Below are 19,137 nucleotides of genomic sequence, written 5' to 3'. Positions count from 1 at the left end.
CCAAAATAATGCGAAAATCTGCAAAGCCATAATGCATAAAAAAAGCGGCCCTTTAGCCGCTTTCCCTTATATTCCAAACTCCTTTTTAATCTTATCAACAAAGTCCAGCTTCTCCCAAGTGAACAATTCCACTTCTATGGTTTTGGATTTACCATAAGGATTTTTGAAAGTTTTGGTCACAGTCTCATTTTCGCGTCCCATATGACCGTAGGCTGCCGTCTCTTCGTAGATGGGATTTCTAAGCTTCAGGCGCTGTTCGATAGCATAAGGTCTCATGTCGAAGATGTCTTCGATTTTTTTGGCAATTTCGCCGTCACTCATGTTCACTTTTGAAGTTCCGTAGGTGTTGACATAGATTCCCATTGGCTTGGCTACCCCGATGGCATATGATACCTGCACCAAAAGTTCTTCCGCTACCCCTGCAGCGACCATGTTTTTGGCAATATGTCTGGTGGCATAAGCTGCGGAACGGTCCACTTTTGATGGATCTTTGCCCGAGAAAGCACCGCCTCCATGGGCGCCTTTTCCCCCATAGGTGTCAACGATGATTTTTCTTCCCGTCAATCCTGTATCTCCATGTGGTCCGCCGATCACAAACTTTCCGGTGGGATTGATGTGGTAGGTAATCTTATCTGTAAACAGGGCCTGAATCTCAGGCTTCAACTGTGCCTTTACCCTTGGGATTAGTATTTTGATGATGTCTTGCTTGATCTTGGCCAACATCGCCGGTTCTTCATCAAAGTCGTCGTGCTGCGTCGAAACCACAATGGCATCGATACGCAAAGGCTGGTTGTCATCTCCATACTCAATGGTCACTTGGGATTTAGCATCCGGACGGAGGTAAGCAATTTCTTTGCTTTCTCTTCTCATTGCTGCCAATTCCTTCAAAATCCTGTGGGAAAGGTCAAGTGCTAATGGCATGAAATTATCAGTTTCTTTTGTCGCATAGCCAAACATCATGCCTTGGTCACCGGCACCTTGTTCTTCAGGATTTGCCCTTTCTACACCTTGGTTGATATCAGGAGACTGCTCATGGATGGCAGAAAGGACCCCGCAGGAATTCCCGTCAAACATGTATTCTCCTTTGGTGTATCCGATTCTGTTGATGACATCTCTGGCAATTTTTTGAACATCAAGGTATATTTCAGACTTTACCTCTCCGGCCAATACCACCTGTCCTGTGGTCACCAATGTTTCACAGGCGACTTTGGAATTGGGGTCAAATGCTAAAAAATTATCGATCAAAGCGTCTGAAATCTGATCAGCGACTTTGTCAGGATGACCTTCAGAGACTGATTCTGATGTAAATAAATATGGCATATGGGAAAGTTTTTAATGCGTTTTCAATTGGGTCGTAAAAATAAGGTTTCGAAGGGAAATAAAAAATTGGATATCGCGGTTAGAGCCCTTGTATTTGAACTTTATCCAAATGAATCAAATAAAACCCCTTTTCCGCTCTGATAATTATATAGACTGAGTAGGATTGGAGTTTAAATCAAGTTTTCTTTTTGGTAGACAAATAAATATAAAAAAAGGAAGGGGCAGTACTGAATACCAAAAGTATAAAATTGAATAATCGATTTTACCAATCTTCCTGTTTTTCCATCCTTCAATCCCGTGGGAATCCTTAACTTTGCCCCTATACAACCAATCCCCAAATTCTCAATGAACGAAAGGTATATGCAGCGGGGCGTATCCGCCTCCAAAGAAGATGTTCATCAGGCCATTTCCAAATTGGACAAAGGACTTTTTCCAAAGGCATTCTGCAAAATAGTAGAAGATACGCTTGGCAATGATCCTGATTACTGCAACATCATGCATGCTGATGGGGCCGGTACCAAGTCTTCTCTTGCTTATATGTATTGGAAAGAAACAGGGGACCTGAGTGTATGGAAAGGTATCGCCCAAGATGCCATCATCATGAATACCGATGACCTGCTTTGTGTAGGTGCTGTCAACAATATTCTGGTTTCCTCCACAATCGGAAGAAACAAAAACCTGATTCCCGGCGAAGTTATCTCCGCCATCATCAACGGAACCGAGGAAGTCTTGCAGATGCTGCGCGACCATGGCGTCAATGTCATCCTGACAGGTGGAGAAACCGCAGACGTCGGAGATTTGGTCCGGACTGTGATTGTAGACAGTACGGTGACATGCAGGATGAAAAAGGAAGATGTCATTTCCAATGACAAAATCAGACCGGGTGATGTGGTGGTAGGATTGGCCTCCTTTGGACAGGCTACTTATGAAAATTCATACAATGGAGGCATGGGAAGCAATGGCCTTACTTCGGCACGACATGATGTTTTTAACAAACTTTTGAAAAGCAAATACCCTGAAAGCTTTGACCCAGCGGTTCCATCCGATCTGGTTTATACAGGGAAATACAACCTGACAGACCCTGCACCCGGACTTCCGGTTGATATGGGAAAATTGGTACTTTCTCCTACAAGAACTTACGCCCCGATCATGGTTGATGTGTTGAAATACCTGAGACCTGCCATCCATGGCATCGTTCACTGCAGCGGAGGTGCGCAGACAAAGGTCCTCCATTTTGTAGACAATGTGCATGTGGTCAAGGACAATTTGTTTGATACCCCGCCATTATTCAAAATGATACAAGAAGAAAGCGGCACGGACTGGAAAGAGATGTACAAGGTGTTCAACATGGGCCACCGGATGGAGGTTTACCTTGAAGAAAGGTATGCCGAGGAAGTCATGGACATCGCCGAAGGATTGGGTGTGGAAGCCAAAATCATCGGAAGGGTCCTTCCACATGAGGGTAAAAAAGTGACTGTTCAGGGTGCGCATGGCACTTTTGAATATTAAACGACCGAGACAACCTGTAGATTTTTGATAAATATATGCCAAGGACAACTGCCCAAAAGATATTTAGAATTTTCGGTTGGACCTTTGGTATCATTGTTTTTTTAGCCTTGACCACTTTGACCAAGATAGATTGGCGAGATTACAAAGAGATGGATTATTACTTGGAAACTGTCTCCCATCTTGACTCCTTAGACCTTGAATCTTCTGAAGGCGAAATATGGCTAGCGGGATGGTCAGCTATAAACACAACCCCTGCAAAACCTGCCAAATTGGTGGGATATAAACCTCGGGGAAGATATAAATTTGTGCAGGATAGTAGTTTTGTCAAAACGATGGTCATCAGCAACGGAATCTCTACGGTTGCTTTTTTGAACTATGAATTGATGATCGTCCATCCTTACCTGCAGGGAAGAATCAATCGGGCTATCAGAGAATCAGGTTTGGAATTGGACAATGTCTATTTTACCGCAACCCATACCCACAGTGGCATCGGAGGACATATTCCCGGTCTTCTCGGCAAATTGGCTTTTGGAAGCTATGATGAAAAAATCGTCAAATTCCTGGAAGCCAAAACCTTAGAAGGATTGAAATCAGCCATGGCTAGCAGAGACACTGTAGAAGTTTTTTTTAGAAAAACCAAAGCAGACACCCTTGTTGCGAACAGGCTGATCGCTGAAGACCCCATAGATCCTTACATCAGGCAATTGATATTTGAAAAGCGGAATGGGAAAAAAGGAACAATCCTGACATACAGTGCCCATCCGACTATTTTAAATTCAAAATTTATGGGCTTGTCAGGAGATTATCCCAACTACCTGACAAAATTGATGGAGCAGGAGGGATATGACTTTTCCCTTTTTGCAGCAGGTACAGTCGGCAGCCATCGCCCTGTGGCTACCGGAAATCAACCCAATGATGTCGAATCTTATGCCCTTTCTTTGAACAGGAATCTTTCTGAAAATATCCACGAGGTATTTCCAGTGGAAGAGCCAAACCTTAAGTTTGGGAGTTTACCTCTTGGCCTAAGAAAGGCGCATTTCAGGATCAGTGAAAAAGTCCGCATCCGGCCTTGGATTTTCAATTCAATTTTCGGAGAAACAAATGCCCATTTTGACATGGTCCAAATCGGAAAAACATTGTTTATCAGTTCAAGTGGTGAAATTTCAGGGGTTTTTATGAAAGAATGGGAAGCTTATGCAGCAGAAAAAGGCCTCCATCTCATCATCACCTGTTTTAACGGGGGCTACATCGGATATATTACCCCAGACAATTATTACAATTACCCACTTTATGAAACCCGGGACATGAATTGGTTTGGTCCGTATAACGGTGCCTACTTTGATGAAATGATCAGGAAAATGATCGATAAAGCTGCCGAGCAAGGATCCAAAGCATTAAAATAAAAGCAACAAGAAAGGCAATAGAAACAATGCCTCAGATTTTCTTCTGACTTGGTCTTTGGTTTGATTTTTGGAGAAAAACAAAATCAAATGGTAGCCAAGAATCAATCCCAAAATCACTGAATGGACATGATAAAAGGATGGTAGAATAATTGCAAGAACCACCAATATGCCGATTCCGGTTATCGCCAATAGCAAGATAAGATTTTTTAAACCAGCCTTTGGGATCAACACCAACACAGACCCAAAACCGTCTTTTTGGTCTTCTTCCGCATCCAGAAAAGAGAGCATCAGAAGATTGACCAATGCAGCCAAAAAGTAAATGAAAGCAAAAATGTAGAAATTTTGGTCCACCAGTTCAAAATCCAAACTTGCAAACGGGGCTAGGGAAATACCCAAAACATAAATCAGGGCTGTGGATATTTCTTTTAACCAGGAAACCTTCGTTCCGTTAATTTTCAAGAATCCCATCCAAACCACGATAACAGCTCCCAATACTATTCCCGGAGTAAAGAGAAACTTTAATTCCTCGGAAAAAAATAAAAGCACACACCCTATCAAAATACAGGAAAAGACAAGAGGAAGCAGGAACCGGAAATATTTCTGATGAAATTGATGTCTGGGGGATTGAGGCATATCCAAAGCACTTCGGGCATCCATCAAATGATCCCAAGTGTAGATACTCCACACCGCCATTCCCAACAGAAAATAGGCTGAACCAGGTATATCCATATCCAACAAATCAGAGAAAAACAACATCCCCGCCATTGCTCCTAAAACCACATCCAAAGACAAGAGGTTGAAATAATAAAGTATATTCCTGATAATCCCCATTTGACATTAAAGATATCCCCTTAGAATAATTTTAGCTTCAAAAGATTTTAAAGAATCAAAACTTTTTAAATTGAAAGAAAAAATCAACCTATGAAAAATCTGCTTTTTCTAACAATCCTTTTACTTTCAATCGGCTTTTCCGCCTCCGCACAATCAAAAATAAAAGTTGCCTGTGTTGGAAACAGCATTACACAGGGTCCGGGGAGGGACAATCCTGACAGCTATCCACTTCAGATGCAGAAAATTCTTGGTGACAAATATGATGTCAAAAACTTTGGAGTAAGTGGTAGGACTTTACTTAAAAAAGGGGATTATCCTTTTTGGAACGAACCCCAATTTGAAGAGACCAAATCTTTTGCCCCCGATATCCTAGTCATCAAGTTGGGTACCAATGACTCGAAACCCCAAAACTGGAAATACAAAGAAGAGTTCACTGCTGACTATATCGAGATGATCGAGACTTTCAAGAAATCGATGCCTAAAAAAGGAAAGGTGTACATCTGCCTTCCTGTTCCTGTGTTCCAGGGAAACTTTGACATCAATGGTGAGGTAATTCTCAACGAAATGCGCCCGATGTTGATGGAAATTGCTAAAAAGACAAAATCTGAGATTATAGATTTGTATACTCCATTGTTAGACAAATCGGCGCTATTGCCTGACGGAATCCATCCCAACAAAGAAGGTCTTGGCATCATGGCCGCCGAAATCGCAAAAGCCATAAAATGATTTTTTATGAAATTGGTTTTGACACAAAAAAACCTCCCTCTTATAAAAAAGGGAGGTTTATTTTTATACAATGATTTGGTGATTTTTGAAAATCAATCCATTCCAAGAAATTCCACGTCAAACATCAAGACGGAATTGGCCGGGACACCGGGGATCGTACCGCTGTCACGGTAAGCCCAAGGGGAAGGAATGATCAAAACGCCTTTGGAACCACTTTTCATTTGTCTAAACCCGATATTAAAACCCTGTATAGTCTCAGAAGTTCCAAGTGTAAACTGGAAAATCCTGTAAGTCCTGGAAGGATCATACACATTATTTTCTCTAGCCACATCTTCCCTGTTTGTATCAAATACGGTCCCGTCCAACAATTTCCCTGTATAATTGGTATAGAGCAACATACCTGAAGCTGGTTTTCCTCCGGTTCCTTCTTCCTGAACGATAATAACAACACCGTTAGGATCATGGACACGGTACAGACTATCTATCTGGGCAGTCCTTAGGAATTCGTCTATCTTAACCCGATCAATGGCAAGGTTTCCCGCAGTGTCATACACAGGTCCTCCAAAAGGATTTGGCGTATCACAGGCAGCCATCAAAAGAATCCCAAAGAGAGATGTAATAAATATTTTAAAATTTCTCATTTATCAGTCGTCTGCCAAAGGATTGTCCTTGATGTTTACAAGTTCAAGTTCAAACAGCAATGGTGAATTTGGTGGAATACCCCCATTTCCCTGCGATCCATAAGCATATAATGAAGGCATTATCACGGTAGCTTTATCTCCCTTTTCCATATTGAAAACAGCAAATTCAAAGCCTGGGATAACCATTCCTCTACCTATTATAAACTCCAAAGGCTCATAATCACGATTGGCGTTGAAAATGTTATTAGCCTTGGCCGTGGCTTCATTGGAAGTATCGAAAACGCTGTTATTCAATAGCTTTCCTGTATAATTTACAAATACAGTATCTCCCAAAGCCACTTTGTGTCCGCTTCCTGATAGTTGGGTCCAATAAATCCGCATGCCTGTACTCCCGTCGATGGCATCTTTAACGGAAGCAATGGGGTTTTGCGTTACATATGTTTCAATCTTTTGAATATCCCTTTCAAAAAGAATCTGGGCATTTTCCTCGTCAGAAACACATCCGGAAAACACCCAAACCACTGATAATAATAACGCGCTTAATCTTTTCATATGTTTATTTTTGTACGTCTGTGATTTCTACGTCGAAGATCAGTACAGAGTTTGCTGTGATCTGTCCAGAGTCTCTATCTCCATAAGCCAAAGTAGAAGGGATGAAGAATTTGGCTTTGTCACCTTTTTTCAAAAGTGCAAGACCTTCGTCCCATCCTGAAATAACTCTTCCCTGACCTACAGAAACTTCCAATGGACCGTATCCACCTTGTGCATCTCTCTGCTCATTATATGTATTATTGGCCTGTGCAATTTCTTTGATGCTTGAATCAAATAGGGTTCCATCCAATAAATAACCTGCATAATGAACAAAAGCCAAATCGCCTGATTCAATCTCCGGACCTGTACCTTCCTGTTCAATGACGTAATAAAGGCCTGATTCTGTCTTGGTAGCCTTGATATTTTTTTCAGCAAGGTAATCCTCAATGATTTTTGTATCTATTTCCAATTGCTTAACGGAATTTTCAGCCTGCTTTTTCATTTGTGCTTCCTGAAGGGAATTGAAATAGGCTTCCACTCCTTGTTGGTCAGTGATATCCACAACGCCGATCTGGATTTTAACATTTTTCTCTTTATCCAAGAAAAAAGGCATATTCTGTTCGCCAAATACCTTCATGGAATTGGCTTCGAATGCAATACTGTCTCCTTTTTTCAAGCTCAGGAAAATCTCATCCATGCCGCTTTCCTTTGGTAAGGAATCATTGAATAGGATATAACCTGGCATGTTTTGGTCATAAGTAGAGATAAATGTGGAATCTTTATCTGTTTTTACGATAAGGTGATAGAGGATGTATTCTCCGTTTTTAGGAGCTACATCTCCCTCTTTGATATAGGTATACTCGATGCCATCAGAGGTTGTCTGTTTTTTCTTACAAGACATCAGGCCGGTTGCCAACACCATAGCAATGGCAGGCAATACGTAGAATTTAATTTTTTTCATGAAGTAGATCAGATTGAATAAATAGGGAATTATAATTTTCTTTTATGAGTGTTTCAAATTTTTCTGTGGTCTCTTGGAGTGTCATCTGGGATTTTCCTCCGGAAGCATTCTTGTGTCCTCCACCATCAAAGTAGGACGCGGCAAATTTGTTGACAGCGATATCTTCAGTAGACCTGAAAGATATTTTGACTCCATCCTCACGTTCGGTAAACAGCGCTGCGATCTTGATGCCATCCAATGATAATGCATAATTGACCAATCCTTCGGTGTCTCCTGTCTGGGAAGAATATTTTCGAAGGTCTTTTTTGCTGATCGCAAAGTAAGCAGTCTGCAGATCCTGCATGATGATTAGCCTTCTTGTGATAGCAAATCCGATAAATTTCAACCTATTGACACTGTTGGTATCGTAGATCAGCCTTGAAATCTTGGAATTGTCAGCACCTATTCCTATCAGTTCGGCAGTGATGAGGTGAACATTCTTGGTGGTATTCGGGTGCCTAAATCCCCCTGTATCAGTCATGATCCCCGCATAAAGACATTCTGCAATATCCTTGTCTATCAAATCTTTATGGCCGATAGCCACTATCAATTCGAATATCAATTCGCAGGTAGCCGCAGCAGTGGTACTCCAATACCTGAAATTTGCAAAATCCTTTGGGTCTTGGTGGTGATCAATGTTTACTTTATAAGCATCTGACTTTTCCACCCATTTTTCCATATCCTGCATCCTTTTGGGACAGGAGAAATCCAAACAAAAAATCATCGTAGCCTGTTGGATGATACCAATAGCCTCCTGTCTTTTGGATAGATCTTCAAAGTTGATTACATCCTCATTGCCCTTCATCCAATGAAGAAAGGAAGGATAGTCGGAAGGAGTGATTACCTGCACCTCATGACCCAGCTTAATCAGGAAGTTTGACATCGCCAGACAAGATCCCAATGCATCTGCATCAGGCTTATGGTGAGTGGTAATTACAACTTTCTGGGGTGAGGAAATGATATCTTTAAATGACTCTAATTCTTGCATTTGATTGCCTTTGTACACTCCCCTTGAGGAACACAGTCCGCAAAGGTCAGGATAATTTTTGAAAAATCCCAATGCCACTAAAAGTCTAAATCTGAATAAGATAACACAGATTTTATAACCATTATTCGGAGATTCGATGAATTACTGTATTTTTGCAGCCACATTTAAACCTACAAAAATAATTACAATGGCAGGTAAAAGAACTTTCACCATGATCAAGCCGGACGCATTTGGTGCCGGCAATTCCGGGGCAATATTAAAAATGATTGAAGGCGCAGGATTCAAAATAGTTGCGCTAAAGGCAACTCAACTGACACCAGAATTGGCCGGAAAATTTTATGAAGTGCACAAAGAAAGACCGTTTTACGCGGATCTTTGCAAGTATATGTCATCAGGACCTATCATTGCTGCGATATTGGAAAAAGAAAATGCAGTAGAGGATTTCAGGACTTTGATCGGTGCTACCAATCCTGCAAATGCTGCTGAGGGAACCATCAGAAAAATGTTTGCCACTTCTATTGAAGCCAATGCCGTACACGGTTCTGACTCAGATGAAAATGCCCAGATTGAAGGGAATTTTTATTTTAGCCAGTTCGAAAGGGTTCTATAATTTTAAGGATCTAGGAAAACAAACCGGTCCAAACATTAAGAAAAATAGGCAGCAAGTTTAACCTGACTGCCTTTTTTTGTCTCTTTTTTATGGAGGATAAGCTTTGAAAGAAGATTGATGAAAGACTTTTTTTGGTTGGCTTTTTAATCAAGCATAAAAATCAAGTTTACTAAAAAGCTGAATTTTTTGTTTAGCGGAAAAGAAAAACCAGTTCAAAAAAACAAAGGCTACCAGAATCCTGATAGCCTTTATAAATCATGTATTGATTGAATTAGGTTTTTTTACCATTCCCAAAGTCCGTTCTCAAAATCCAGCAGTTTGTATTCAAACTCCAGGGAATTCAAAAACGCCTGCAATTCTGGGTTGGGGTGTGCGGAATTGACCAAATCTGCTACATAGGCATTGTCAGGATTGGTGTATCTTCTCACTACAGACCTGAATAACCTCTGATCGAAAACCTGATCGTAAGTCAAGTTTTTGGCTGTATTTTGGAAAATCAGCCATTTTGCTTCAGGGTGGTCTTTGAAGTGATAATAGAAATCCTTAAACCTCACATAACCGATGGTCTTTTGACCCGCGTTGGCGTTGGTTTGAGATGGCATGACCAACTCGATGTATTTGACATCAAATTTTATTTGTGAATGATGCTTGTCAAACACAAAATCTTCCATGAAATCAAGGTAATAGAGCTGCTTCACAAAAATGCTGTCGCCATTGGCTGCCAACCAAAAATTGGATTGGAAGTCAGCTATAGACAGAGGTTGGGTGAATTTATCATCAGCAAATACCTCAAGCGCATTGTCTTCTACAATGGCTTTGTATATCTGATTGACGATCCCATCATTTTTGGTATCACCTGACCCATAAAGTGGCTGATTGTATTTTTCCCTAAGATCAATTCTCCTCCACACGGAGATCTGATACATCTTATCGTCTTCACGAATCGGATGAGCCGAAAAAACAGTGTCCATTTTGAACTGTCTATCGCCAGTTCCGGACGGATTCACACTTGTCGCCACTTGGGCATAGCTACCTATGCTGACAAGGGAAAGACCAAGGGATAAAAGGCCAAAGATTTTTGAATAAAGCTTCATATTCATTTTTGTTTATGATCATGCCCAAAAGACATCATCGATCATTTATTTAATCGCCATCCTGATAATCTCAGGCTGATTATTCGTTATTTTATTGCCTCTGAAATTGGTTCTGGTTACTTGTGTGACACGTATAACCAAAGCATCTCCACTTTTTGCAGAAGCTAAGAGGTTTCTGATTGCTACGTTTTTACCGTTGATGGCAACTTTCTCTCTTGGAACCTCATTTCTGAGAAGGATTACTTCTCCTCCTGTTACTTCGAATTTGGCATCTTTCGCCATGGTCCTTCCAAAGTTTGACTCAGGAATCGCCTCAACTATCAATGAAGACGGTCCCGGTGCAGGATAAGCCTGACTCAAATCAATAGGGCCTCTGCCATCAAACAACCTGACAGTTGGTGCAGGAACCGGCTTGATATCATACGATACATCCCCGATTTTATTGCCTCCACTGCTTACTCCGATCAAAACCTTACCGGAATTTCCGGGAATTACAGTCAATTGACCTGGCTTGCTTCCTTGGATAGAAGAACCATTAGACACTGTAAAACTTGGTGCATAGCTGTTTCCCAATGCAGGAACATCAATCAACAATTCATTGGCGCAATCCGCATAAAGCTGATTGACTACTTCCGAAGTGACTTTGATGACTGGTTGGGCAACGAAATACTCATATTCTACAGGAAGTATTTTGTCTTCTCCACCAACATTCGTCACGATTTCACCTTTCAAAACTCGCTTTGAAAGTCCTCTATCATCATATTGAGAAGCAGGAGTAGCGGTAAATTCAATTTTACCGAATCCGTTTTCTACTGTCACCGGCCTTCCGTCAATAGTCATCTGAGGAGCATCTGAAGAAGAAGATGAAGCAATGAACATATCTGCCTGGAACTTGGTCCCTGCTGCAACCACATTGGATTGGGCAGCAATTCTAGCTTCCACAATATCAGCTTTGTAATAGAACGATCCGATTGAAGCCGTAATTGCTCCCAAAGATTCACTTTCTATGTTCAAAACTTCATTTTGATACTGCGAAATCAATGCCATTACCGCACCGACGGGAGACTTTACAAAGTTCAGGAACACGAAATTCTTATTTCTGACTTCTTTGTCATTTTTAAAAATTTCAATGTCTTTGGCATCTTTGGCAATGTCTCCGAAAGTCATTTCGATCCCCGCTTTCTTTAAGATTTCACTGATTTGCTTAGGATAGGCATTTAACCTTTCCTGCATTTCGAATCCCTTTTTGTTGTTATTGAAGATATTGCCCGGGATATCAGTGTTTTTCAAAGCTGAATTGCTAAACTGCCCTTCTTCATCTTTGGCGTTAGAAACAGTTAACAATTCCTGTTTCAATTCTTCCAAATAAGCATATACCTCAGAAGTAGCTTGCCTGACTTCTTTGGCTGCATCTACTTTGGGTACGTCTTTTGCGTTATTTCCCTGATTCTCTACTGTGGATGCAATTGAGGAAACAGTGAATTCATTTTTATTGATGAAATTCTTGGAAGTCCTTTCCAGTCCATCGTTCAACAGCACAAATTTTTGGAGGATCTGGTTGCTTACCTGCAATGCCAGCAAAGCTGTCAATACAAGGTACATCATACCGATCATCCGCTGCCTTGGTGTTTCTTTTCCGCCTGCCATATTATTTTTCTAAAAGATTAAATATAAATATGAACAAGGCTTAACCTTTCATGGCTGAAAGCATTCCGCCATATACTTTATTCAATGAGCTAACATTGGAATTGAGTTTTGCCAACTCTGTTTTGAACTGTTCTGTTTCTTTTCCTGCTTCGTTCAGACCTTCCATTGCTGTAGAAATGTTGGAATAGAATTTATTCAGGGTTTTGAGGTGTGATTGGGCATCCAATAATTCCATTTCATACACATTGTTCAATGCAGAAAGGTTTTTGGTTACTGTGACCACTTGGCTATGGTATTCTTTTGCATCTGCGGAAGCAGAAGAAAGTTCGGTCAAGGCCATGGCAGTTTTACCATAAGACTGGTTGATATCCACCAAAGTCTTTGAAGCTGTCTTCACATTGCTTGCATATTCATTGGTTGCAACAGCTGCATCGGCAATTGTGCCCATTTTTTCAGCGGAGGTCGCAAGATTTTGGATTCCTTTACCTAAGCTGTCAAACAACTCGGGGCCGATTTTGGCATTGGCCAACATCTCGTCAAATTTTTGGCTAAGATTATCTTTTGGCTCTTTTTTGGTTGATCTACGCTCAGCAGGTTCTTCACCGGCTAATTCAGGATATACTTTAGACCAATCCACTTCCTCGTGCTTGGGCTCAAATGCCGATAAGAAAAATATTGCGGCCTCTGTGGATAGACCCACACCGATCATCAAACTAGCGAAAGGCCAATCTAGGATTTTGAACATAGCTCCCAGGATAACTACGGCAGCACCGATACCATATATTTTTGGCATGATATCCCCGTAAAATACGTTCATGAATGATTTGTTTTTTGTTGCCATTTTTTTTTAAAAATTTAGAGGTGAGTGAGTGATTAAGATGTTATTCGATTTACTTTTTTCTTCTTCTGTTGTTACTGATATCCATTGAACCTGATCTACCCAAATAGGTCATCGCAGTTCTGAATCCGATGTGTGCTGTTTTTACATCCTGGAATTCGTAAGTTCTTGTACTTGTTTCGAGGTAATGAGCGATATCTTTCCAAGAACCGCCACGTACTACTTTTCTTTTTTCATTTGGATCATCATACCTAGGATCCAAATCCCATGTCACTGATCCACTGACTGCATTGTAGGAATCCAATACCCATTCCGCCACGTTGCCTGACATGTTGTACAATCCAAATCCATTTGGAGCAAAAACATCTACCGGCGCAGTGTATGCAAATCCGTCGTCAATGTAATTTCCTCTACCTGGTTTGAAGTTTGCCATCAGACATCCTCTTTTGTTTTTCAGGTAAGGACCACCCCAAGGATACTTCGCTACTTCTTTTCCGCCTTTGGCTGCGTATTCCCATTCTGCCTCAGATGGTAATCTGAAAGGAGGATAGTCAAAGTCAGCTTTGTCGTTAGCGTTCAAATGGTAGGTTCTCCACTGACAGTACATATTGGCCTGCTCCCAGCTGACACCTACTACAGGATAATTGTCAAAAGCAGGGTGGTCAAAATAAAACTCCATCAAAGGATCACCATAGTGATAGGTAAAACTGGTATTCCACACAGTAGTATCTGGAAGCACGGTGTTGATATCAAAAGTCGGTGCTTCTTTCAAAGTAGTAGGGGTACTGTAGGTGTATTCTCCTAACCTGACTGCTTCGATGAATTGTCTGTATTTGTTGTTGGATACTTCATACTTATCCATATAAAATTCGGAGATCGTAATCTGCTTATTCAAAGAGGACTGGGAGAAGGCAATATCCTCATCCGCTTGCCCCATCCAAAAAGTCCCGGCTTTGACCGGTACCATTTCTTGAGGAAGGATTTGTTGCCAGATAACCCTCTTGGGAACACCCGTAACTTCACCCCTTCTATTGTCTTTTTCACTGGCAGATCCTTTCTTGCCCAAAAGTCCGCAGCTCGGTAGTACTACCACTACCAAAACCGCTAAAATTATGCTTAAAACGCGTGTCTTCATTTTTTTAGACATAAATTACATTAAACCATTTATCAAATTCATGCCACTTTTTGGATAAGCAACAAGAGCGAAAATTAAAGTAAATTCTTAGAAATACACAAATTTAATTGCTGAATTTCCAATAATTATTTTTTAGAACCTAAATCTAGGAGTGCGTTGGATTGTTCTTTGGAACTGCCTGGTCACGTCGGGGAGTACGTAGGATAACATAAATTCATGGCTTGTCGGAGCTTTGGCTTCTATGCCTCCAACTACCAGATCAAATGCATATCCTATTCTTAGAGATTTGTCTTTGAGGATACTGTAACCCATCAATAAAGACACGGATTCTTCGCCCCTGAAAGCCAATCCTCCGCTTACTTTTTGATTGTATGTGGCTATAACGCTGATGTCATATGAAAAATTATCAAATGATACTGTTTTCAATAAAACACTTGGTTCGAAATTCCATTGGGCAAAAGTTTTTATTCTATACCCTGCCAAAATGTAGGTGTGGTTTTTGAGTTGGTTTTCAAGAGAACCCTCCCCAAAATCAAACCCTGGCTCATTCAAATGTCGGCTGCTTATTCCTATATAGTATTTGGTACGGTCGTAAATAGCTCCGGCGCCAAAGTTGAAATTCATCTGTGTTTCACTGCCAGTATCCGGCAAATTCGGATCCGGATTTACAAAATCCAGTTCATCAAACCGTATCGTAGTCGCAAAAACTCCTCCCATAACCCCTAAACTCAAAACTCCCCGCCTTAGTTTTTTGTGATATCCTACCGATAAGTTTACTTCTTGATTGGTCGTAGGGCCGATGTTGTCGTTAACAAGATTTAGGCCAACTCCCAATTTGAGTTTGTCAATAGACCCGCTGGCACTTACCAGTTGGGTAATGGGAGCAGGTCCATTGGTACCGGAATAACTTAGCCACTGTGACCTATGAAGTGCTGAAAATCTATATCCAGCCTCCTTTCCGGCAAAGGCAGGATTGAAATATCCGCCATTATACATGTATTGGGTAAACTGGGCATCTTGTTGGCCATGGGCTTTTGAAGAAAAAAAACTCCCTGTCCATATCAGCAGGAGACATTTCAATATCGTAAAATCATGTTTAACCATGTATCAATAAAACTGATGATGTAAACTCTATTCTACACAATTAAACTCAATTTCGCCACAAAAGATTGGAAACATCACAAATTATTTGCCTTTTTTATGTAAAGTTCAAGTGCACCCGTCATGCTTGGCGCGTTTGGCATCGGGGCTTCAATATCAAGAATAAGGTTTTGCTCCCTGACTTCCTTGGCTGTGGTCGGTCCAAAAGCAGCAATTCTGGTGTTGTTTTGTTTAAAATCAGGGAAATTTTGCTTCAATGATTTGATTCCCGAAGGTGAGAAAAAAGCCAAAATATCGTATTTGATATCCCTGAGGTCTGAAAGATCTGCGGCTACAGTATGGTAAATGATGGCTTCCGTGTAGGCAATATTGTTCTTTGCCATGTATTCCGGGATTTCATCCTTGCGGATATCGGAGCATGGAAAGAGATACTTTTCAGATTTATGCTTTTTAAAATAATCGAAAAGATCAGCGGCTGTTTTTTGACCTACGTAGAGTTTCCTCTTTCTGATCACGATATATTTTTGAAGGTAATGTGCCGTTTGGTCTGAGATACAGAAGTATTTCATGTCTGCCGGCATCTCTACTTTTAATTCCTTACAGATCGTAAAAAAATGGTCAATCGCATTGCGGCTTGTAAAGATAATCGCCGTATGCTTGAGGATATCAATTTTTTGTCTCCTGAAATCCTTGACTGAGACCGGCTCAACCTGAATGAAAGGCCTGAAATCTATTTTTAAATTATACTTTTCAGCTAATTGAAAATATGGTGATTTCTCATCTGTTGGCTTTGGCTGAGAAACTAAGATACTTTTTACCTGGTTTAATCTGTCTTTGGTAGATTTAGTCGTCATATTTCACTTCAGCATTTGGACTTTTTCACTTGAATTCACCCTATGATTACCTTCGAAAGGAATAAAAGGGGGACTATTTCTGCGCTGCAAATGTAAACAAATAAATGGTAATTTTTAAAGGACACCCGATTTGACATGATTAGAAATAGCATCAGGACCCCGACCATATAAATCCAAAAAAAGCCATAAAGCAAATATTTAATTGTTATTTCTAATTCCACGAATCCGTTCAAAACAATAATGCTAATAATGAAGGCCATAACGAATATTGTTATGGAAATAATCCTGAGCATATAAAAAAAGTGGGGGATCACAATTTTTTTCAAATCAAACACAAACCCCAAAAATCTCAATAAGGCAAATTTCAACACAGCAAAAATTATCAGTAAGGCTGAGCCCAATAACCAGCTTAGAAAATATTGGTTCACATCTCCGCTGACGATAAATTGCAGACTTTCATTGCCCAATGTCTTTACAAAAAGCATCAGCAACAAAAACGCCATCATATTCATCAGCAACAAATAAAAGATTACATCAAGGGAAAAGAACTTTTGAACAGAATTAGACTCCGAAAAATCCTCCGCAGAAAAGACGGAAGTGGGCATCAGGATCAATTTCAACACCAAAGGATAAATCAACTTGTACACCGCAATCAAAAACAGGATACTGACAATGGCAAAAAAGAAAAAGTCATTGAAACCATCCACTTCCCGCCTTTCAGGCATCGGCTTTAAAGGTCCCGCTGCTGCGACTGGAGCTACGTAATTTTCAAAAAATCCTTTTTCAATAGAGACATTACTTCCATTGATCCCTGTTTTGATAATGGTCATCAATGTTCCTGCAGAATCAGCCTCTGAAACAAATCCTTGAAAATCTGCCAAAGGCATTACAAAAGTGGTGTCCTTAGTGGTTTGAAGCCAAAGCTTGTCTTTTAAAAACAAAGTGGATTGACCGGGAAACACAAATCTAAAAGTACTGTTTGGAAAGGTCTTCAAATCTAATTTTACCTGAATTTTGTCATTGGATTTTCGGATAGTTTCAGGATACATTTCCCGAATTTCCGGATTATAATTTTCCAAGACCTGCGAGAAACCCCCAAGAGAGCTACTCCAGAAAACCAAAAAAAGTAAGATACTGAAATAGGATGTTTTCATCTGTTAGAATCTACCGGTATATCCAAAGTGGACTTTGGAAAGGTTGAAAGAAAAATCCTGCGCATTGGAACGGCCAAGGCCATATATAAAGTTGAAAACTCCATTACCTGTTTCAAGGCTGAATCCCAACCCCGCTGAGAAGGTTTGATCTACTCCAAAACCTTGAACGCTGTTTTCTAATCTTCCCATATCGGCAAAAATCATAAAATAAGAGTAGGTATCAAAATAAAACCTTGGCTCAAAATTGAGATAGAGGTATTTGTCGGCAAAAAAGAAATTCTCATTGAATCCCCTGATGCTTTGAAGTCCACCAATCCTGAACAAATCATTCAAGAGCAAATTTTTGTTTTCTACTGTTCCACCTGCCAATCTGGTGAAAATTCCCCAACGGGGGGAGAGATAAAAATGCTTTTCAAACTTTGCCTCCATATAATATTGAAGGGTTTTGGGTTCAATGCTCTCGTACAGCTCAGGCGGAAGGCCGGTATTCTGCAATATGTTTTTGTTGCCAATGGCAAATTCAACTTGGGCCAAAGCCCCTCTTCTCGGGAAAAAAACATCATCCAACCAGATATGTCGGTAGTTGAGCCCGTAGTTGTTGAACCTGAAATCACCTGCATCCGGCAGCTGGGTGATTTCTTCAAGTCCATTGACAGCCAGCAAGTCTCCTGCCTGACGTCTTGTAAAAAAACTGAGATATCCGTCTGAGCTGAACCTGTAACCAAAATTGAGTCTAAAATCCCTGTTGAGGAAAGTGGTATCCTCTTTCAACAGAGAAAAAGAAATGCTTGCATCGATGTTTGAGCCCAAGAGCAAGGGTTCAAATCCCGAAATCTTCAATGATTGGGAAAGTTGGTTGAACCGCTGCCAATGGAGTTCATAATTCCGGCCTGTTCCGGCTACATTATATAATGCAATATCAAACTGACCTGTTACCAAAAGTTTTCCCCCTTCATTTTCATTGGGTAAAAAACCGATGATGCCATCGATGGAATTGATTCTTCGGTCTTCAATCGGAAGGTACATCGTCGCTTGCTCATTCTGAAAACTGAGTTCCGGTTCACCGCCCCATCTCAGGTAAGGCAGTCCGCGTATTTGCCGGATTCCCTCATCGATTTTTTTCTGCGAAAAAACCTGTCCCGGCTTGATCTGTAAAAAACGGGATAGAAACTCCGGCTTGGTTCTGGTCCCTCCGGTGATTTTTAAGGAATCAAAAGTTATCAAGGGACCGGAATCGAGGTCCAAAGCACCGGAAAACCCTTTACCGCTTCTTTCCAAACTGTCAATCCTGACCGCTGCAAAAGGATAGCCCCTATTTTCCGATTCCTTTAATATGGATTCAAAAAGTCTTGAGATTTGCCTGTAATCAAAAGGCCTTCTTGAAAACCTTTTCAGGTCCACACCGGCCTTGACCATCAATACAGGGTCGACATTGCCCGGCCTGAGCACTACCCATTCAAACCTTTCACCTGTAGCCACTTTGATCCATAGTGAATCCGGTGTAGATTTTACAATTGTTTCCAAAGGTGCCAAATAGCCCAAACTATATAACTCCCGGTATTTTCCTCTAATAAAATTAGAAACCTCCACAGAATCCCTAAAAACCTGCTCTTCCTGCACCGCCAAAGCCCCTGACAATTCCCAACGGAACCATTTTCCTCCCTGGGAATATCCGGGAGAACCAAATGCGCAAAATAATGGAAACAGGAAAATGAGGATTCTTTTCACCTTTGACCGGCTAGGTTTAAGTATCTT

General features: G+C 40.8%; 18 protein-coding genes. 4 read left to right on the top strand and 14 right to left on the bottom strand.

All coding sequences use genetic code 11. The features are described from left to right. Positions 1-66: 66 nt before the first annotated feature. Positions 67-1,320: a methionine adenosyltransferase gene (gene metK / locus DQW11_RS08710; protein WP_113923656.1), complete on the bottom strand. Its 1,254-nt coding sequence runs from the start codon at positions 1,318-1,320 to the stop codon at positions 67-69. 345 nt (positions 1,321-1,665) lie between these two features. Between metK and DQW11_RS08705 the strand changes: the two genes are divergently transcribed. Beyond that, positions 1,666-2,829: an AIR synthase related protein gene (locus tag DQW11_RS08705; RefSeq protein WP_113923655.1), complete on the top strand. Its 1,164-nt coding sequence runs from the start codon at positions 1,666-1,668 to the stop codon at positions 2,827-2,829. A gap of 35 nt (positions 2,830-2,864) precedes the next feature. Then, on the top strand, positions 2,865-4,232 hold the full coding sequence (locus DQW11_RS08700) for a neutral/alkaline non-lysosomal ceramidase N-terminal domain-containing protein (RefSeq protein ID WP_113923654.1): 1,368 nt from the start codon (positions 2,865-2,867) through the stop codon (positions 4,230-4,232). Here DQW11_RS08700 and DQW11_RS08695 read toward each other — a convergent pair. Further along, the gene (locus DQW11_RS08695) at positions 4,224-5,063 is read right to left on the bottom strand and encodes a hypothetical protein (protein ID WP_113923653.1); all 840 of its coding nucleotides are present in this window, start codon (positions 5,061-5,063) and stop codon (positions 4,224-4,226) included. The genes DQW11_RS08700 and DQW11_RS08695 overlap by 9 nt on opposite strands. A gap of 90 nt (positions 5,064-5,153) precedes the next feature. On the opposite strand from DQW11_RS08695, the gene DQW11_RS08690 reads away from it, so the two are divergent. Then, entirely contained in the window at positions 5,154-5,789 is a 636-nt protein-coding gene (locus DQW11_RS08690) for a GDSL-type esterase/lipase family protein (RefSeq protein WP_113923652.1), read from the top strand. A gap of 92 nt (positions 5,790-5,881) precedes the next feature. Here DQW11_RS08690 and DQW11_RS08685 read toward each other — a convergent pair whose 3' ends face one another. The 4 genes from DQW11_RS08685 to DQW11_RS08670 are packed head-to-tail and all read right to left on the bottom strand — an operon-like array spanning position 5,882 to position 8,949. Further along, on the bottom strand, positions 5,882-6,430 hold the full coding sequence (locus tag DQW11_RS08685) for an FKBP-type peptidyl-prolyl cis-trans isomerase (RefSeq protein WP_113923651.1): 549 nt from the start codon (positions 6,428-6,430) through the stop codon (positions 5,882-5,884). Between the two features lie 3 nt (positions 6,431-6,433). Continuing rightward, the gene (locus tag DQW11_RS08680; RefSeq protein ID WP_113923650.1) at positions 6,434-6,982 is read right to left on the bottom strand and encodes an FKBP-type peptidyl-prolyl cis-trans isomerase; all 549 of its coding nucleotides are present in this window, start codon (positions 6,980-6,982) and stop codon (positions 6,434-6,436) included. Positions 6,983-6,986: 4 nt separating this feature from the next. After that, positions 6,987-7,922, bottom strand: coding sequence for an FKBP-type peptidyl-prolyl cis-trans isomerase (locus DQW11_RS08675; RefSeq protein WP_113923649.1), 936 nt, complete (start codon positions 7,920-7,922; stop codon positions 6,987-6,989). Then, on the bottom strand, positions 7,909-8,949 hold the full coding sequence (locus tag DQW11_RS08670) for a DHH family phosphoesterase (RefSeq protein WP_113923729.1): 1,041 nt from the start codon (positions 8,947-8,949) through the stop codon (positions 7,909-7,911). The genes DQW11_RS08675 and DQW11_RS08670 overlap by 14 nt, the downstream gene beginning before the upstream one ends. A gap of 187 nt (positions 8,950-9,136) precedes the next feature. Here DQW11_RS08670 and DQW11_RS08665 point away from each other — a divergent pair, with 187 nt between their 5' ends. Continuing rightward, entirely contained in the window at positions 9,137-9,559 is a 423-nt protein-coding gene (locus tag DQW11_RS08665) for a nucleoside-diphosphate kinase (protein WP_113923648.1), read from the top strand. 281 nt (positions 9,560-9,840) lie between these two features. Here DQW11_RS08665 and porN read toward each other — a convergent pair whose 3' ends face one another. The 8 genes from porN to DQW11_RS08625 form a co-directional block, all read right to left on the bottom strand. Next, positions 9,841-10,653, bottom strand: coding sequence for a type IX secretion system ring subunit PorN/GldN (gene porN / locus DQW11_RS08660; RefSeq protein ID WP_113923647.1), 813 nt, complete (start codon positions 10,651-10,653; stop codon positions 9,841-9,843). 45 nt (positions 10,654-10,698) lie between these two features. Then, positions 10,699-12,300: a type IX secretion system motor protein PorM/GldM gene (gene porM / locus DQW11_RS08655; protein WP_113923646.1), complete on the bottom strand. Its 1,602-nt coding sequence runs from the start codon at positions 12,298-12,300 to the stop codon at positions 10,699-10,701. Between the two features lie 40 nt (positions 12,301-12,340). After that, complete coding sequence (gene porL / locus DQW11_RS08650; protein ID WP_113923645.1) at positions 12,341-13,141, bottom strand: type IX secretion system motor protein PorL/GldL; 801 nt, start codon at positions 13,139-13,141, stop codon at positions 12,341-12,343. Positions 13,142-13,190: 49 nt separating this feature from the next. Further along, positions 13,191-14,285, bottom strand: a complete 1,095-nt coding sequence (porK, locus tag DQW11_RS08645) for a T9SS ring complex lipoprotein PorK/GldK (RefSeq protein WP_113923644.1) — start codon at positions 14,283-14,285, stop codon at positions 13,191-13,193. Between the two features lie 120 nt (positions 14,286-14,405). Then, the gene (locus DQW11_RS08640) at positions 14,406-15,377 is read right to left on the bottom strand and encodes a PorP/SprF family type IX secretion system membrane protein (RefSeq protein WP_113923643.1); all 972 of its coding nucleotides are present in this window, start codon (positions 15,375-15,377) and stop codon (positions 14,406-14,408) included. Positions 15,378-15,451: 74 nt separating this feature from the next. Continuing rightward, the gene (locus DQW11_RS08635) at positions 15,452-16,228 is read right to left on the bottom strand and encodes a uroporphyrinogen-III synthase (protein ID WP_113923642.1); all 777 of its coding nucleotides are present in this window, start codon (positions 16,226-16,228) and stop codon (positions 15,452-15,454) included. A 35-nt stretch (positions 16,229-16,263) separates the two neighbouring features. Further along, complete coding sequence (locus DQW11_RS08630) at positions 16,264-17,382, bottom strand: DUF4271 domain-containing protein (protein ID WP_113923641.1); 1,119 nt, start codon at positions 17,380-17,382, stop codon at positions 16,264-16,266. A 3-nt stretch (positions 17,383-17,385) separates the two neighbouring features. Beyond that, on the bottom strand, positions 17,386-19,110 hold the full coding sequence (locus DQW11_RS08625; RefSeq protein WP_113923640.1) for a POTRA domain-containing protein: 1,725 nt from the start codon (positions 19,108-19,110) through the stop codon (positions 17,386-17,388). Positions 19,111-19,137 lie beyond the last annotated feature (27 nt).

The organism is Cognataquiflexum aquatile (genome assembly GCF_003316845.1).
In the GTDB taxonomy this organism is placed as follows: domain Bacteria; phylum Bacteroidota; class Bacteroidia; order Cytophagales; family Cyclobacteriaceae; genus Cognataquiflexum; species Cognataquiflexum aquatile.
The sequence above is the reverse complement of the archived record's forward strand: the minus strand, read 5'-3'. Positions and strand labels throughout refer to the sequence as shown.